Raw genomic sequence first — 17,863 nt, forward strand, 5'->3', positions numbered from 1 at the left:
ATAATGTTGTAAATATAAATTAATGAAACTGTTGGTATATCTAAAAATGTGCCAACAGTTTCATTAATAAACACATGACTCATAAACTTACGCATAGATATTTGCTCTTAATCATACAAAAATAATTTAACTGTAAAGTAGGGATTTAGATGGTTACATTATCTGATGTTTCAAAAGAAGCTGGAGTATCAAGCAGCACCGTTTCTAGAGTAATGAATGGAAATAAAAAAATAAGTGAAGAAACAAGAAAAAAGGTTATGGAAGCGGCAAAAAAACTTAATTATAAGCCAAGCACTAATTTGATAGAAAATAGAAATAGCACTAACACAATAGGTGTAATAGCCTCGTCTTATTTATCAGATTATTTTTATTTTCCTGCTCTTGAGAGCATTTTTGAAAAAATAGAACACCTTGGCTATAAAGTGTTATTTTGTAGATTAAATACCACCTATGGTCTTGAGCCTAATTTTGATATCCTTCAAGATCTTGAAGATAAAGTAGATGGTTTAATTTTCGTGGGAAATTTCCGTATTACCGAAAATGAATTAAAAGCTTTCATTGATAAGAATATCCCTATTGTTTCTCTGTTTGGCTATATTGACGTCCCTGGCATTGACCATGTCATCACCAACAATTTTCAAGCTGGATATGATGCTACTTCCTATTTAATAAATATTGGACATAAAAAAATCGGCCACATTATGTCAAATAGAGTCTTTATTCATTCTATCGAGAGAATGAACGGATACATAAAAGCCTTAAAGGATAATGGTATAGTTCAAAATGAATCTCTTATAGCCGTAGGAAATTATACCTTTGAAGAGGCTTATCAAGCATCTTTAAATTTTATAGATACCAATCAGTTTACCGCAGTGTTTTGTTTTAGCGATGTAATAGCTAGTGCATTTATCAGAGCTTGCAAAGAAAGAAACTTGAAAGTTCCCGAAGATATTTCTGTGATAGGTATTGACGATATTACGTACGAAAATAATCTAATAAATAAAGATATAGTTCCAATTACAACCATGCGTCAGCCACGAAAAGAAATGGCTGACTATGCAGTAAGAATTCTTTTTCAAAAATTACGTGGAATAGACACTTTTAATAGAAAAGTATATGATCCTATACTGATAGAAAGAAATTCAACTATGCCTAGAAAATAAACTTCACAATTCCATACTTTTTCAACAATTTATCAGCTAAATGATTTTTACATACCTTTACTACACAAAATAAAAACCTCCTAGAAATAAATCTAGGAGGCAACTCTATGGGGGACATAGAGATTTAGCACCACTATTAAATGTATGCTTGAAAATACCGTTAAGCTGGCATTTTCAAACAAACATAAAGTGAATTACTATTTAATTTTGACTTTTAATATGTATTGATAAATCACTTTATATACTCAATATATTATTGTTAGGTATATGAGGTTCCAACTTTAACTATTAATTTATACATACTTGGAAATTTTCTAAGAAACTGCCATGTTCGAATAAGTATAAATTTAGTTTTCAAAATGAAACCCTGTATCAGTACCCAACTGAACTTTTAACATATACCCTATAAAGTGATTTATCTTTATAACATATTTCTCATAAAATATCTTTATATTATAGTTGAAAGCTTAACTTATTTATATTATTACCCATTATGAGAAAATTATACTTGTAATATTAATCTTTGTTGTTGAGCTCTAAATACTACAGATAGGATATAATTCACTACGAAATACATAACCGCAATTGTACCAAATATAAGGAATACTTGTGTTGTACTTGCGTACATGCCCATTAGAATCATTCCTTTTCCTGTAACTTCTTCTATTCCAACACCCCATAAGAATGATGTGTCCTTTATTACAGTAATATACTGAGATACTAGAGCAGGAATCATATTCTTAAAGGCTTGTGGTATGATAATATATCTAAGTGTTTGAATATTAGTAAATCCTTGAGAATGTGCCGCTTCCCATTGACCCTTTTTAATGGAATTAAGCCCACCTCTTACAATCTCTCCTATTATAGAGGATGTAAATATAGTCAATGCTAATATTCCCGCATTTACAGGTTTCATATTCGCAATAAACCTTGTAACTAAAATCCATAAAAGTGCTGGAGTATTTCTCACAATTTCTATATATAAAGCCGCTAATTTACCTGGTATCCCTTTTGAAGTACTTCTAAGTATTCCAAGTATTGTACCAAATATCATACTTAAAATTATCGTTACAAGTGCAATATACAGAGTAAGACCAAACCCCTGAAGTATAAACTTTATATTAGCAAAAGAAAACAATTCATTCATCATGCAGTTGCCTCCTCTTTATAGTCTAACTCAATTTCTTCAACAGCATCTCTACTAAGCATTTTACTTTCTCTATTTTCCAAGCTTCTAGCAAGGCTAGTTAATGGGAAGCATAACGCTAAGTATAGTAAACCTGTAATAACATAGGCTGGTCCATAGTATAGGTTAGCACTAGACCATGAATCTGTCTGATACATTAGGTCTCCACCAGCTATTATTGAAAGTATAGATGTATTTTTTATAAGATTAACTGCTTGGTTTGTCATAGGCGGAAGCATTACATTTTTTGCTTGAGGTAATATTATATATCTCATAGCCTCCCAATAGGAGAACCCCTGAGAGTAAGCAGCTTCCAATTGGCCTTTATTTATAGACTCTATTCCAGCTCTTACAACTTCTGCAATATAAGCTCCATGATACATACCAATTCCCAATACACCTATTACGAAAACTGACAAAACTAAGCCTAAGTGTGGAAGTCCGTTGTATAAAAAGAATACCTGTATAAGCAATGGAGTATTTTGTATAAATTCTACGTATATTCTACTTATTACTTCTAAGACTTTTACCTTTGAGGTTGAGAATATTCCAAACAATACACCCACAGCCAAAGACAGTAACAATGCTAAAATAGACACTTTGAGAGTCATGGTGAAACCATCAAAAAACACTCTCCAATCAGTGAATACTGCTTGCCATTTAAACCAGGCGAAAGGACCATTCATTATTTAAGACCCCACTTATCGATTAACTTTTGTAAATCTCCTGATGATTTCATTTCTGTGATGGTTTCATTTATAACTTTAGCAAGCTCAGTATTATCCTTCTTTGAAGCTATACCATAGTTTTGAGGACTAAATTTATCTGATAATATCTTAGTGTTATCATCTAAGTATCCAAGTAATATAGCACCATCTACTGAGAAACAATCAACTCTTCCAGAGGATAAAGCTGTTTTTATTTCTGGATAACTAGCAAATTCTGAGAAAGTTACCTTAATACCTTGCTTATCAGCTTCATCTTGTAATGCTTTCTTTGTTGTGGAACTTTGTGCAACACCAATCTTCTTTCCGTTCAAATCCTTAAAGCTATTTATTCCTGCATCCTTTTTAACTAATAGCCCAACTCCATCTGTAAAGTATGGATCTGAGAAGTTATAACTTTTCTTTCTTTCATCAGTTATTGTAAATGTAGCAGCTACCATATCTATTTCTCCACTATCTAAAAGCGGTCCTCTAGTTTTAGCTGTTACAGCTTGTAAATCCACTTTATTCTCATCACCTAGTATTTTCTTTGCTACAGCTTTTGCTATATCAATTTCAAATCCATCGATTTTTCCTGTACTAGGATCCTTATAACCGTACTTTGGAACGTCTACTTTTACCCCAACCTTTAAAGTTCCTCTATCTATAATTTTTTGTATATCAGCAGGTTTACTGCTAGCACCACTATTTGTAGCAGTTTTGCTTGGAGCTGATGAGCATCCAGCTAAAGTAAGAGTAAGTGCAAGGACTAGAATCGAAGTTATCTTTTTCATTTTTTTACCCCCTAATTATCTTAAAATTTTACTTAAAAAAGCCTTTGTTCTATCATGTGTTGGATTTTTGAAGAAATGTTCTGGTGTTCCTTGTTCGATTATTTCTCCTCCATCCATAAATATAACCCTATCTGCAACTTGTCTTGCGAAGCCCATCTCATGCGTAACAACTACCATTGTTATCTTCTCATGTGATAAGTTAACCATAACATCTAGAACTTCTTGTATCATTTCTGGATCTAGAGCTGATGTTGGCTCATCAAAAAGTATTATCTTAGGATGCATATTAAGAGCCCTTGCAATTGCAACTCTTTGCTGTTGTCCTCCAGATAATTGAGATGGATATGCATTTGCTTTATGCTTTAGCCCAACCTTTTCTAAATACTCAAGTCCAGTTTTTTCTGCCTGCGCTTTAGATACTTTCTGTATTTTAATTGGTGCAAGTGTTAAGTTTTCAAGTACAGTCTTGTGAGGATATAAGTTAAAACCTTGAAATACCATGGCAGCCGACTGCCTTACCTTTGTTATAGGCGCTCTAGGTGCAGTAAGGTCTACCCCGTCTACTATAACCTTACCTGAGGTTGGTACTTCTAAAAAATTAATACATCTTATTAAAGTACTTTTCCCCGAACCGCTTGGCCCGATAACTACTAGTTTTTCCCCTTCGTTTACTGTTAAATCTATATCCTTTAACACATGTAGCTTTCCAAAATGCTTGTTTACTCTTTCAAGTTTAATCATAATAGTCCCCCTTTTAACTGAATCCCCAAAATTAAAAAACGTCATTAAGTTTACTGTATTTTTATCGTTATATCAAAAATATCCTTATTTTTTTAATAATAATCTGCATAAAAACTAAATATTTTACTTATTTATATATTATCAAGTTAAAGTTATCTAGTCAATAAATATTCAAAAGTTTGCATAATTATAGATTCATTCCTGCATTTTTTTATCATTATTCTATATTTATCATCATGCAAAACCTTTACATTACGAAAATAACATTATACCTTTCTCTATTTTATTACTTTGCAAATATATACTTTATTAGATTCTTTACAATTTCTTAACTTTTAGAATATTTTCATATAATTTATAAACTTTTTTAGATTAATAAATACACTTTAAATACTTTAATTAATAAATTCGTAATTCACCATACTTTCAACACAGGACTTAATTTAAAACACCGTGTTGAAATTAAACATAACCAAACAAAATAAAAAGACCTCTCTTTACGAGAAGTCTTTTATTATTACTTTATAAGTGATTTTCCTGTCATTTCTGCTGGAACTTCTAAGCCCATTGTTTCAAGCATTGTTGGAGCTATATCAGAAAGTCTTCCACCTTCTTTAAGTTCTTTACCTTTAGCATTGTTTGCTATCCATAAGTATGGAACTGGTTCAGTTGTATGAGAAGTCATAGGACCACCTGTTGAAAAGTCTATCATAACTTCTGCATTACCATGGTCAGCTGTTACAAATACAGTACCGTCTTTTTCAAGAACTTTTTCTATTACCTTACCAGCACATTCATCTACAGCTTCAATAGCCTTTTTAGCTGCTTCGAATACTCCAGTATGACCAACCATATCTGGGTTAGCATAGTTAAGTATTATCATATCATAAGTATCTGAATCTAACTTAGCTAAAAGTTCTTCAGTTAATTCATAAGCACTCATTTCTGGCTTCAAGTCGTAAGTTGCAACCTTTGGTGAAGGTATAAGAGCTCTATCCTCACCTTTATTTGGAGCTTCTACTCCCCCGTTGAAGAAGAAAGTTACGTGAGCGTATTTTTCAGTTTCAGCTATTCTTAATTGGTTTAAGCCCTTATCAGCAACATATTGTCCTAATGTATTTGTGATAGTTTGTGGCTTGTACGCTACATGTACTCTTTCCAAACTCTTATCGTATTGAGTCATAGTAACATAAGTAAGATTTAAAGTTTCTCTTTCAAATCCAGCGAATTCTTTATCGTTTATAGCTCTAGTTATTTCTCTAGCTCTATCTGGTCTGAAGTTGAAGAATATTACTGAATCTCCGTTTTTAATGTTTCCTGTTGGATGTCCATCTTCCAAAATAACACAAGGTAATACGAACTCATCAGTTTTGTTATCATGGTATGAATTTTCCATACATTCTACTGCACTGTTAGCTGTTTCACCTTTAGCATTTACTATTGCATCATAAGCTAATTGAACTCTTTCCCATCTATTGTCTCTATCCATTGCGTAGTATCTTCCGCTAACTGTAGCGATCTTACCTACTCCAATTTCCTTCATGTAATTTTCTAAATTTTCTACAAATCCCTTACCTGATGATGGAGCAACGTCTCTTCCATCCATGAAAGGATGAACATAAACTTTAGTTAAGCCTTTTTTCTTAGCTAAAGTCAATAATCCTTTTATATGATCTATATGTGAGTGAACTCCACCGTCTGAAAGTAATCCTAATAGATGTAATGCACTGTCATTCTTTAAAGCATTATCTACTGCAAGATTTAACTCTTCATTATCAAAAAAATCTCCGTCTTCAATAGCCTTAGTAATTCTTGTAAGCTCTTGGTATATTATTCTTCCTGCACCTATATTTAAGTGACCAACTTCTGAGTTACCCATTTGTCCAGTTGGTAGTCCTACATCCATACCGCTTGCTTGAATTGTTGTGTGTGGATATTCTTTAAAGTATCTATCAAAATTCGGTTTGTTAGCTGCTTCTACAGCATTTCCGTCTGACTTAGGAGCTACTCCAAATCCGTCTAATATCATTAACATTACTGGCTTTTTAGTCATATTACCCTCCATATTTATAAACATTTTGTTTGATGCTTTGCAAATTAACCTATAGTTTTTTATATAGTATCTTTAAAATTCCTTACAATTATGTTAAAGATTTTTAAGTATACTTTTATTCTAAGAACTATACTTCTTTTATGACTATGTTCTACTGACAATTATAATATGTGATAAAATAAAAAACAATAGCAACAAACAATTGGTATTAGTTGCCTGTCACTATTGTCTTCATCTCAACATTAATTTTAATACAACTATTAAATATAGTTATATCTTAAAAGTTAACGATTCCTGCGAAATCAGTTGCTACTAAGCTTGCTCCACCAACTAAAGCACCGTCTATATCTGATTGCTCCATTTGTTCCTTTATTGTTGAAGGCTTAACACTTCCACCATATTGGATTCTAGTCTTATCAGCAGCTTCTGCTCCAAATATATCAGCAACCATCTTTCTTATAGCAGCTATTGTTTCGTTAGCTTGTTCTGATGTAGCTGTTTTACCAGTTCCTATAGCCCAGATTGGTTCGTAAGCTATAACTAATTCTTCAACTTGTTCTTTAGTTAATCCAGCTAAGTCAACTTTTATTTGAGCTTCTATAACTGCATTAGTCTTTCCTGTTTCTCTTTCTTCTAAACTTTCACCAACGCATAGTATTGGAACTATCTTATGTGCAAAAGCAGCTTTTAACTTCTTGTTAACTGTTTCATCAGTTTCAGCAAAGTATTGTCTTCTTTCACTATGTCCTATTACTACGTAATCTATAGCTAAAGCTTCTAACATACCTGGAGCTATTTCTCCAGTGAAAGCGCCTTTTTCTTCCCAATGCATGTTTTGAGCTCCAACTTTTATGTTAGTGCCAGCTACTGCCTTTTTAACAGCATCTAAAGCTACAAATGTTGGGCAAACAACTACTTCACTAGTAGCATCTTTTACTAATGGCTTTAATTCTTCTATAAACTTAACTGCCTCATCAACAGTGTAGTGCATTTTCCAGTTTCCTGCGATTATTGCTTTTCTCATATCTTTCACCTCTAAATTTTATTTATTATAACTTGTTATTAACTTCAAGTAATCTTAAGCCACTTAAAATCAATAAACTGTTAACTTCTTATATTTTTAACAATATAAAAAGTTATATTTTAAACTTCTTCTTTTCAACATATATAAATAGATTTATTAGTTTATAAGGAGCGACCTAAGCCGCCCCCCACACTAATAAAATCTACTATTTATCGTTTAAAGCTGATATTCCTGGAAGGTCTTTTCCTTCTAAGAATTCAAGTGATGCTCCACCACCAGTTGAGATGTGAGTCATCTTGTCTCCAAAGCCTAATATATTAACAGCAGCAGCTGAATCTCCTCCACCTATTACTGTTGTAGCATCTGCATCAGCCATAGCCTTAGCAACTGCAACTGTTCCCTTGTTGAAGTTTTCGAATTCGAATACTCCCATTGGTCCGTTCCAGATTACAGTCTTAGCATCCTTTATAGCTTCAGCATATAAAGCTTCTGTCTTTGGTCCGATATCTAATCCCATAAATCCAGCTTCTATGTTTTGATCTTCAGTAACCTTAGGTTCAACATCCTTGAACTCTGCAGCTATTCTATGATCTACTGGTAATAAGAAATTAACATTCTTAGCCTTAGCTTTTTCAACCATTTCTAAAGCATAATCTAATCTGTCAGCTTCTACTAGTGAGCTTCCGATTTCATATCCTTGAGCTTTTAGGAATGTGTAAGCCATTCCTCCACCTATAATTATAGTATCAACCTTATCTAATAAGTTGTTTATAACAGCTATCTTATCTGAAACTTTAGCTCCACCTAATATAGCAACGAAAGGTCTAACTGGGTTATTTACAGCTTCTCCTAAGAACTTTAATTCTTTTTGAATTAAGTATCCACATACAGCTGTATCTACAAACTTAGTAACTCCTTCAGTTGATGAGTGAGCTCTGTGAGCAGTTCCAAAAGCATCATTTACGTATACATCACAAAGGCTAGCTAATTCCTTTGATAGATCTTCTCCGTTTTTGCTTTCTTCTTTTCTGAATCTAGTGTTTTCAAGAAGAACAACGTCTCCTTCTTTCATTTCTGCTACAGCTTTTTTAGCATTTTCGCCAACTACTTGTTCATCAGCAGCAAAAACAACTTCTTTGTCTAGTATTTCGCTTAATCTCTTAGCAACTGGAGCTAATGACTTAGAAGCATCTTTTCCTAAATGTGAGCAAAGTATAACCTTTGCACCATTTTCTATTAAGTATTTTATTGTTGGAAGTGCTCCAACTAATCTATTTTCATCTGTTATAACTCCATCTTTTAGTGGAACGTTAAAATCACATCTTACTAATACTCTTTTACCTTTAACTTCGATATCTTCAATTGTTTTCTTATTGAAACTCATGGATTTTCACCTCTTAATTTTATAATTTAAAAAGGTCTGGCCTTATAGCCATAACTACAAAACCAGACCTATTTTTGATGTTTAAATACTTTTAACTAAATACTTAAATTACTTTAAGAAGTTAGCGAAGTGCTTTATAGTTCTAACCATTTGGCTAGTGTATGAATTTTCGTTGTCATACCATGCAACAGTTTGAACTTGGTATAAATCTTCTCCGATTTTTGAAACCATAGTTTGAGTTGCATCGAATAATGAACCGAATCTCATTCCAACTATATCAGAAGATACTAATTGTTCTTCAGTGTAACCGAATGATTCGTTTGAAGCAGCCTTCATAGCAGCGTTGATGCTTTCAACTGTGATGTCTTTTCCCTTAACAACTGAAACTAAAATTGTAGTTGAACCAGTTGGAACTGGAACTCTTTGTGCTGAACCGATTAATTTTCCGTTTAATTCTGGAATAACTAATCCTATAGCTTTAGCAGCACCAGTTGAGTTAGGAACTATGTTTACAGCAGCAGCTCTAGCACGTCTGAAGTCTCCACCTCTGTGTGGTCCATCTAATACCATTTGATCTCCAGTGTAAGCATGGATTGTTGACATTATACCTGATTGAATTGGAGCTAAGTCATTAAGAGCTTTAGCCATTGGAGCTAAACAGTTAGTTGTACAAGATGCAGCTGAAATTATATGATCATCAGCAGTTAATACATCATGGTTTACATTGAATACAACTGTTGGAAGATCGTTACCAGCTGGAGCTGATATAACAACTTTCTTAGCACCTGCAGTGATGTGTGCTTGTGATTTTGCTTTAGATACATAGAAACCAGTACATTCAAGTACTACGTCTACTCCTATTTCTCCCCAAGGAAGTGTAGCAGCATCAGCTTTTGCATATATTTGGATTTCTTTTCCATTTACAACTATAGAAGATTCTTTAACTTCTACTGTTCCATCATATCTACCTTGAGATGAATCATATTTTAATAAGTGTGCTAACATCTTAGGATCTGTTAAGTCGTTGATTGCAACAACATCATATCCCTCTGCACCGAACATTTGTCTGAATGCAAGACGTCCAATACGTCCAAACCCATTAATTGCTACTTTAATATTTGCCATTGAAAGTACCTCCTAAAAGATATAATTTTTTATTTAAAATATTTGTAAAAATACTTTATAACATTTTAACTAATAGTTAAGCCAAAATAATAACCTGGTCATTAATGCTCCCAGTGAATATTATTTCGTCCCACATGTCTATTATAGAATATTTATAGGAATTTTTAAATAGTATTTTTAAAAAAAACTGTAAATTTTACTTTATTCAAGGAAACATTGCGATTTTAATGGTAAACTTGTTATAAATTAAACCATATATCAAATTATTATCACTATTAATCAAATATTGTAATTTCATATACTATTAGATTACTAAATAAATATCACTATAGTATTCATATTTTAACTAGTCAAATATACTACTATAGTTTTTTTAAATAGTTTTATTTTATTCCTGGTTATTGAATCCATTTAAATATTCTATTATTTTCATTGCAGCACCCTCATCTGTAATTAGTACACCATTACTTTTATTGAGTTCTGTAGCTAGTATAGCTTCAACTTTATCTTTTCCTCCAGCTACTGCAATATGCGTAGATATTTTATTTACATCATTTATATTTATCCCCAAGGTTTGATTTACACTTATAACCTTAGCCTGTTTGTCAAAATAAAACCCGAAAGCTTCACCTACAGCACCTAGGCTTGTTAGTCTATCAAATTGTTCCTGTGATAAACCTCTTTTTGTAGCCATTTTATCCGCTCTACCAATACCATATACAAGTACATCAGCCTTATGAATGGTATCTATTACGTCTTTTATCTCTTTTTCTTGTATAATAGTTTCTAATATTTCTTCACTTAAATTCTCTGGAACATGAAGCATCTTATAACTTCCATTTAACTTTTCTGCCAGCCTAGCAGCAAGTGTATTCGCCTGTGTTTCAACTTTTTTTCCCATACCGCCTCGAGCTGGAACCACCATAGCATTGTGAATATTATTCATCTTAGGAAAATTATCTATAACTTCTTTTATTGTACTTCCTCCAGTGATAGCTATTACGTTACCACTCTTTATAATGGATTTAGCATAATTAGCAGCTGCTTTTCCTAGTTCTTTTATTATTGAATTATCAAGATCCATATCTCCAGGAACTACTATTACTTTTTTAGTTCCAAGTGATTTTCTAATGAACTCTTCTACATCTGACAATCCTTTTATTTCATGAATAAACCCTTTCAAGTTTTCCAAGATTTCTTCTCCATCTTTTGTTACTGTCATACCTGGAGTATTTATTTCTATTAATCCTTGAGATTTTAAAAAGTTTATCTCTGTTCTTACTATTCTTTCTCCTAAACTTAACATGTTAGCTAATATTCTTCTTCCTATTGGTTGATTGTAATATATAGCTCTTAATATGCTATATCTTTTCTCAAGTAGCTCCACTAGTTCAGGCACTATCTTTTTTTGTAGCTTCAATATTTCTTGCAAGAAAAACACTCCTTTGGCCCTTCAACGTCCCACTAAATACTTTTATGTCCCACAAATAATATTATAAACCAACATTTCATATTTTAAAAGTTGATTTAGAAAATATTTACTAAAAAAGTCGCTGAAGTGAGCTTTTTTTCACGCATCTGCCTTTCCGAATTTATATGAGGAAACTTAAAGTCAAATAAGTTTTATTTCTTTACTGCATTTATATAGATAAACCACTAAAGTTTAGAGTGCATGAAAATTAAATATAGATAAACTACTTCATAATTAAACTTATATTTTCAAATTCTCCTCTCAGAACCCATAGGAGTTTTGAAAATAGGTTTCAGATTGAAGTGTTTCATCTTTAATTACAAATACAATAAAAAAACATTAAATAATAACTACTTTAAAACCATAGATAGAATAGAATTTTATACTTAACTAAACTATCCATTTTTCATTTTGGCATTAAAGTAGTTACTTGAATATATTTAAATCATTCTATTTTATGTATATTAAAATCTTTTTCTTTTACTTGAAGACTTTATACCAATTTCCTCTCTATATTTTGCTACAGTTCTTCTTGAAATATTCATATCTTTCTTATTCAGTTCATCACATATAGCTTGATCCGAAAGTGGCTTCCCTTTATCTTCTGCATCCACTAGCTCTTTAATTGCGTTCTTTATATTTATGACTGCTAAATCTTCCCCTGAACCTTGTGTTTGTATTCCAGTAGTGAACATATCTTTTATTTTTATAGTTCCCTTAGAAATTAAAATATATTTTTCCTTAATTGCCCTACTCACAGTTGATTCATGTATATCTAATTCTTCAGCTATCTCTTTTAAAGTCATTGGTCTTAAGTACTGTTCACCCTTTTCAAAGTATTCCTTCTGTTTATCAACTATACGTTCCAAAACTTTATGCAGAGTACTTTTTCTTTGTTCAATGCTCTTAATTAAGAACATAGCACTGTCTATCTTATCTTTTACATAACTCTCAGCATCCTTGTCCTTACTTTGTGAAATAATCTCTTTGTATAAAGGATTGATTGTGAGGCTAGGCAAAACTCTCTCATTCATAATAATTATAAATTCATCATTTAATTTTCTTATTTCAGCATCAGGTATTATAAACTTCTCTTCATCACCTGTATAAAACCCTCTTGAAGGTTTAGGTTCCAAAGTTTTAATAAGATCTCCATACTTTTGAGAATCTTGTACACTTATTCCAAGTTTCTTAGCTATATTATTGTATTTATTTTCAGCAATATCCTCTAAGTGTTCGTTTACAATCATCTCTAAAATCTCATCTAATATCCCTTTATGCATAAGCTGAATCTTAAGACATTCTTTTAAATCTCTTGCACCTATACCAACAGGATCTAAATTCTGCACTATATAAAGTGCATCTTCTGCTAAGTCATCGGATATATTTATTTCGTTGCTCAAGGCTTCTAAACTTATATCCAAGTACCCCTTACTGTCTATGCTTTCAATAATATAATCACATATATTTTTCATATATTCATCTATATCTAAGATTAAAACTTGTTCATGAAGATGATCTTTCAATGATTTTTTAGAAGAAATAAACATAAAAGGCGATACTTCTTCATCATAACTAGAAGATGATTGAGCACCATAGTTATCAAATTCTAGATACTTTATTATTTCTTTGTAGTCTATTCTATCATTAATTTCAGTCTTTTCCTGATAATTATTATTATACTCAGCTTCAAGAACAGGATTTTCCGAATACTCTCTTTCAATATACTGAACTAAATCTATATTGGACATTTGAAGTATTTTTATTGAAAGCTGCATTTTTTGAGTTAAAATTAATCTTTGTTCTTGGGTTAATTTAAACGATAACTCCATCCCCATATAAATACCTCTTCATAATTTCATATATTAAAGGGTTCTAAAGTTAAAACATCCCTAAAATTAGTATTTTCAACCAATTAATAGCCATATCCAAACTAAAAATCCTATAATTTTATTCTATTTTAAAATCATAAAAATAACAAGTATAAGGTTTTAAAGTACTTTATTTTTATTAAAGTGATATACCTTTATTAAGTTAAAGATATATCACTTTAATTGTTTTTCCACTTACTTTAAAGACGAGACACTTCAATCTGGAATCACTATATTAAAATTATCATTTTATAATAGGAGGATTAAATTCTCTTGCTTCTTCGGTTCTAGTAGGAACCTTAAATTTGCCACTTATTATTTCTGTTTTATATTTTTCCACAAGTTCTATTATTTCTTTAGGAGTATTATTTGAAGTAGATTTCGCAATCTCTATCCCTCCACCTGATAATCCTAATTTCACAACGTTATTTTCTCCACCTCTAAATTTTCCGTCTATAGTTTCTTTGCAAGCCTGATATGCAACCTTATCTAGATTTTTCACCATTGAAGACAAAATTACATCAGTGTATTTTTCATATATCTCACCTTGGTCTGTATCAACACCTATTGCAAACTTTTTTGTTTCTTTTGCAGCTTTAAAAACTCCTTCTCCTGCAGTTCCTGCTGCGTGGAATATTATATCGCATTCTCTATCATATAACTCTTTAGCAAGTTTATATGCCTTATCTTTATCAGTAAAATTTCCTACATATCTAACACTTTTTTTGCTTATTATAGCTTCAAAAGCTGAAGGATTAACAGTCTTTATTCCACATGCAAATCCAACTTCAAAACTTTCTGAAATAGGAGTCTCTGTCCCTCCAACAAAACCGACCTTATTGGTTTTAGTCATTTTGCCAGCTATAATTCCCATTAAAAATGCTCCTTCTTCATTGCTAAAGGTTATTGACTTCACATTAGGCGAATCAATCATAGCATCAACAATAACAAAATTCTTATCACTTTTATTCTTAGCTGCTTTGGTTATAGCATCTACCATACCATACCCTACTCCGAAGGTTAAATCACTATCTTTTGCTGCTTTATCTATATTTTTTTGAAAGTCGTCCTTGCTTTTTGATTCTATTACATTTGCTGTTATCCCCAAATCTTTAGAAGCTTTTTCAACTCCTTCATAAACCGCCTGATTAAATGATCTATCCTTTATTCCACCCTCATCGGTTATTAAAGAAATCTTTACTTTTGATTTACTATTCCCACCGTTGGATGAGTCATCTTTCTTGCTACATGCACTTAACATACTAGATATTACAATTATACTTAATAGAAAATTAAATATCCTATTTTTCATATTAACCCCTCCAAACTTAGATGATGGATTAAAAATTAAGATAAATTCCTTCAATTGTTAAGATTAACTTTTCAGTTTAAATCTAATCTTATGATTAATTCATTAATGAAGTGCTTTATCTATATACATATAATTTACGACAATATGAGTTTATTATTCTAGTAAATTAAATGAATTATTATTACACATTAATACTAAACAGGAAATTTATGCTATAATTTTGTTAGCTATTAGTTACATCACTCAATTGTCTTTTCATATTAATTCTTTGCGTAAGCTCATTAAAGCATTGGATGTATAACCAATTAATTTCAACACACTGCTTAACATTAAACTTTTTAAGTTTAAGCGTTTTACATTAATAATCTACAGGAGGTAATTATTATGAAAAAGTTCAATAAACTTTTTTTAATATTCATTATTTTATTAATTCCATTTTCTATTCTTGGTTGCTCTAAACAAGAAAAGCCGTCAGATGCTTTCAATAAATTTAAACAATCCTTAGCCAAAAAAGATTATCAAACCTTATATTCACTTTTAGATGATAAATCAAAAAGCTATATAACAGAAAAAGATTTTATAGACAAGTATGATAGTATATATAAAAGTCTTGAAAATGATAATATTAGTATTACTGCTAAAGATTTATCGCAAGCAGATAAATCTAAAGATTCAACTATTAGCATACCCTTTGATTTATCTATGGACAGCAGCTTTGGAAAGTTAGATATTAAAGATTACAATCTAACCTTAACAAAAAGCTCTGATAAGAAGGATAAAGATAATCTTTGGAAAATTCAATGGAGTGAAAAACTTATATTTCCTCAGATGGAAAAGGGCGAAAAAGTTAAAATTCAAAGAGTCACCGCTACTAGAGGTGAATTAACTGATAGATCTCAGACTAAATTAGCATACAACGACAAAGTTGCTTCTCTTGGAATTCATCCAAGGAAGTTCCTCCCTACTAAAGATTCCAGCATTCAACTTCTTGCTTCAACCCTAGACTTAAGTGTGGATTTTATAAATGATAAGATTAAAGGCGCAGAAAATAAGCTAGAAGAGTTTATACCTTTAGTAGATGTTTCTTTAAATGAAAAAGACAAACTTCAAAAAGCAATCTCAATACCTGGTGTTAAGTACTTAGAAAAATCCTCTAGAGTATATAATGGTGGAGACGCTATTGGCTCATTAATAGGATATGTGGCACCAATTACTTCAGAAGAATTAGAAAAAAATAAAGGAAACGGCTATGGCAATACTAGCTATATAGGCAAAGCTGGTCTAGAACAAATTTTTGAAAAAAGACTAAAAGGCCAAGATGGTTTAAAACTTTATATTTCTAGAAAAGTTAATGACAAGGATACAGAAGTTATAATAGCCAAGAAAGATGCTGTTGCAGGTGAAAACATCCAACTTTCTATTGATTTAGCCTTACAACAAAAAGCTTATAATGAAATGAGCGGTCAAAAAGGGGCAGCTTCTGCAATAAATCCAAAGACCGGTGAAGTACTCGCTCTCGTTAGTTCTCCATCTTATGACCCAAATATATTTGTAACTTATAAAACAAATTCCATAAAAAGTAAACTCGACTCTTCATGGAAGGATATGTCTGACAATAGATTTAATAATTCTTATGCTCCCGGATCAATCTTCAAATTAGTTACAGCTTCAATAGGATTAAACAACAAAATAATTAATCCTGATGAAACCCTTGATATTAAAGGTACAAGTTGGCAGAAAGATAGTTCATGGGGAGGTAAACAAATAACAACGACCGTAGATCCTGGAAAGCCTGTAAACTTAAGAGATGCTTTAATATACTCACATAATATATATTTTGCACAACAAGCTTTAAAAATAGGAAAAGATAAATTTACAGAAGGCACAAAAGCTTTTGGTATAGGAGAAGATTTCCCATTTGCATATCCTATGGCAAAAAATCAACTAGCAAATGATAATAGTATAAAAACTGATGAACTTCTTGCAGATACTGGATATGGACAAGGTGAACTACTTATAACTCCTCTTCAAGCAGCTTTTCTATACAGTCCAGTTGTAAATGATGGTAATATAATGACTCCAATTCTAGAACTTAACGACAAGAACAAAGGAAAGGTATGGAAAGAAGGGGCAATAAAAAAAGAAAACTTATCCATTCTAAAAGATGATTTAGTAGCTGTTGTAAATAGTCCTTCTGCTACAGCAAATCTAGCTAAAATAAATGGTGTGAACATAGGCGGAAAGACAGGCACCGCTGAACTTAAGACCAACCAAAATGATACAACTGGCAAAGAGAATTCTTGGTTTGTAGGTATGAATGTAGATAATCCTAAAGTGGTTGTATCAATGATAATGGAAGATGCCAAGTCGATTGGAGGAACTAAATATCTAGTTCCTAAGGTAAAAAATATATTAAGTTACTCTATTGGATCATAAATACAAAACACTTCAATAGGAAATCTTTATTTTAATTTTAAGTATTGAATTAGTTTAGCTGCTTTGCAGAATAGATGTACAACTTCCAAATTATAAATTCAAAAGGCATATCATCTAGGCTTTGCCTATATGATATGCCTTTTTGGTATATTTAATACTATTAAGAATATTGTTAAAATTAATTATCTCTGTCCCTTTTCGTAAGGTACACCATCAGCTGCTGGAGCTTGTGTCTTACCTACAAATCCTGCTAAAGCTATCATTGTTATTACATAAGGGAATACTGAATATATTTCTGTTGGAAGCTTAAGTCCAAGTAACTGTGATTTTAACTGGAACGCATCTGCAAAGCTGAATAATAAACATGCAAGTAATGTTCCTTTTGGCTTCCAGTTACCGAAGATAACAGCTGCTAGAGCTATAAATCCTCTTCCTGATACCATTCCATCTCTATATAGTGGTGTACTTCCAAGTGATAATGCAGCTCCACCAAGACCTGCAAGCATTCCTGATACTACAACACAGACATATCTTATCTTATATACGTTTATTCCTAGAGTATCTGCTGCCTTTGGATGTTCTCCAACGGCTCTTATTCT

At 31.7% G+C, this 17,863-nt stretch carries 14 protein-coding genes; 2 read left to right on the forward strand and 12 right to left on the reverse strand.

The window, feature by feature from the left end; translation table 11 throughout:
- The first annotated feature begins 149 nt into the window (after positions 1–149).
- Positions 150–1,163: a LacI family DNA-binding transcriptional regulator gene (locus J3477_RS14730; RefSeq protein WP_206870698.1), complete on the forward strand. Its 1,014-nt coding sequence runs from the start codon at positions 150–152 to the stop codon at positions 1,161–1,163.
- A 502-nt stretch (positions 1,164–1,665) separates the two neighbouring features.
- On the opposite strand, the gene J3477_RS14735 is transcribed toward J3477_RS14730, so the two are convergent.
- The 11 genes from J3477_RS14735 to J3477_RS14785 form a co-directional block, all read right to left on the reverse strand.
- Positions 1,666–2,310 (reverse strand): amino acid ABC transporter permease, encoded by a 645-nt coding sequence (locus J3477_RS14735; RefSeq protein WP_206870758.1) that lies wholly within the window; start codon positions 2,308–2,310, stop codon positions 1,666–1,668.
- Entirely contained in the window at positions 2,310–3,035 is a 726-nt protein-coding gene (locus tag J3477_RS14740) for an amino acid ABC transporter permease (RefSeq protein ID WP_206870699.1), read from the reverse strand. Before J3477_RS14740 ends, J3477_RS14735 begins: the two co-directional genes overlap by 1 nt.
- Positions 3,035–3,847, reverse strand: a complete 813-nt coding sequence (locus J3477_RS14745) for a transporter substrate-binding domain-containing protein (protein WP_206870700.1) — start codon at positions 3,845–3,847, stop codon at positions 3,035–3,037. The genes J3477_RS14740 and J3477_RS14745 overlap by 1 nt, the downstream gene beginning before the upstream one ends.
- Positions 3,848–3,862: 15 nt before the next feature.
- Positions 3,863–4,588, reverse strand: a complete 726-nt coding sequence (locus tag J3477_RS14750; protein WP_206870701.1) for an amino acid ABC transporter ATP-binding protein — start codon at positions 4,586–4,588, stop codon at positions 3,863–3,865.
- A gap of 517 nt (positions 4,589–5,105) precedes the next feature.
- The gene (gpmI, locus tag J3477_RS14755; protein ID WP_206870702.1) at positions 5,106–6,641 is read right to left on the reverse strand and encodes a 2,3-bisphosphoglycerate-independent phosphoglycerate mutase; all 1,536 of its coding nucleotides are present in this window, start codon (positions 6,639–6,641) and stop codon (positions 5,106–5,108) included.
- Positions 6,642–6,918: 277 nt separating this feature from the next.
- Positions 6,919–7,665: a triose-phosphate isomerase gene (gene tpiA / locus J3477_RS14760; RefSeq protein ID WP_206870703.1), complete on the reverse strand. Its 747-nt coding sequence runs from the start codon at positions 7,663–7,665 to the stop codon at positions 6,919–6,921.
- A 205-nt stretch (positions 7,666–7,870) separates the two neighbouring features.
- Positions 7,871–9,049: a phosphoglycerate kinase gene (locus tag J3477_RS14765; protein WP_206870704.1), complete on the reverse strand. Its 1,179-nt coding sequence runs from the start codon at positions 9,047–9,049 to the stop codon at positions 7,871–7,873.
- A 108-nt stretch (positions 9,050–9,157) separates the two neighbouring features.
- Entirely contained in the window at positions 9,158–10,174 is a 1,017-nt protein-coding gene (gap, locus tag J3477_RS14770) for a type I glyceraldehyde-3-phosphate dehydrogenase (protein ID WP_206870705.1), read from the reverse strand.
- A gap of 388 nt (positions 10,175–10,562) precedes the next feature.
- Positions 10,563–11,606, reverse strand: coding sequence for a sugar-binding transcriptional regulator (locus J3477_RS14775; protein WP_206870706.1), 1,044 nt, complete (start codon positions 11,604–11,606; stop codon positions 10,563–10,565).
- A 503-nt stretch (positions 11,607–12,109) separates the two neighbouring features.
- Positions 12,110–13,477, reverse strand: coding sequence for an RNA polymerase factor sigma-54 (gene rpoN, locus J3477_RS14780; RefSeq protein ID WP_206870759.1), 1,368 nt, complete (start codon positions 13,475–13,477; stop codon positions 12,110–12,112).
- Between the two features lie 283 nt (positions 13,478–13,760).
- Positions 13,761–14,828 (reverse strand): BMP family lipoprotein, encoded by a 1,068-nt coding sequence (locus J3477_RS14785; RefSeq protein WP_206870707.1) that lies wholly within the window; start codon positions 14,826–14,828, stop codon positions 13,761–13,763.
- 384 nt (positions 14,829–15,212) lie between these two features.
- On the opposite strand from J3477_RS14785, the gene J3477_RS14790 reads away from it, so the two are divergent.
- Complete coding sequence (locus J3477_RS14790) at positions 15,213–17,264, forward strand: penicillin-binding transpeptidase domain-containing protein (RefSeq protein ID WP_206870708.1); 2,052 nt, start codon at positions 15,213–15,215, stop codon at positions 17,262–17,264.
- A 182-nt stretch (positions 17,265–17,446) separates the two neighbouring features.
- Here J3477_RS14790 and J3477_RS14795 read toward each other — a convergent pair.
- The coding region (locus J3477_RS14795; protein ID WP_206870709.1) for an ABC transporter permease at positions 17,447–17,863 on the reverse strand (417 nt) is incomplete at its 5' end.

It is taken from the genome of Clostridium zeae, from assembly GCF_017312485.1.
Classification (GTDB): Bacteria; Bacillota; Clostridia; order Clostridiales; family Clostridiaceae; genus Clostridium_AR; species Clostridium_AR zeae.

Coding starts and splice junctions, on each gene's coding strand:
- rpoN (WP_206870759.1), bottom strand. CDS start 13,477: ATGGAGTTATCGTTTAAATTAACCCAAGAACAAAGATTAATTTTAACT.
- gpmI (WP_206870702.1), bottom strand. CDS start 6,641: ATGACTAAAAAGCCAGTAATGTTAATGATATTAGACGGATTTGGAGTA.
- J3477_RS14740 (WP_206870699.1), bottom strand. CDS start 3,035: ATGAATGGTCCTTTCGCCTGGTTTAAATGGCAAGCAGTATTCACTGAT.
- tpiA (WP_206870703.1), bottom strand. CDS start 7,665: ATGAGAAAAGCAATAATCGCAGGAAACTGGAAAATGCACTACACTGTT.
- J3477_RS14790 (WP_206870708.1), top strand. CDS start 15,213: ATGAAAAAGTTCAATAAACTTTTTTTAATATTCATTATTTTATTAATT.
- J3477_RS14785 (WP_206870707.1), bottom strand. CDS start 14,828: ATGAAAAATAGGATATTTAATTTTCTATTAAGTATAATTGTAATATCT.
- gap (WP_206870705.1), bottom strand. CDS start 10,174: ATGGCAAATATTAAAGTAGCAATTAATGGGTTTGGACGTATTGGACGT.
- J3477_RS14735 (WP_206870758.1), bottom strand. CDS start 2,310: ATGAATGAATTGTTTTCTTTTGCTAATATAAAGTTTATACTTCAGGGG.
- J3477_RS14765 (WP_206870704.1), bottom strand. CDS start 9,049: ATGAGTTTCAATAAGAAAACAATTGAAGATATCGAAGTTAAAGGTAAA.
- J3477_RS14730 (WP_206870698.1), top strand. CDS start 150: ATGGTTACATTATCTGATGTTTCAAAAGAAGCTGGAGTATCAAGCAGC.
- J3477_RS14750 (WP_206870701.1), bottom strand. CDS start 4,588: ATGATTAAACTTGAAAGAGTAAACAAGCATTTTGGAAAGCTACATGTG.
- J3477_RS14745 (WP_206870700.1), bottom strand. CDS start 3,847: ATGAAAAAGATAACTTCGATTCTAGTCCTTGCACTTACTCTTACTTTA.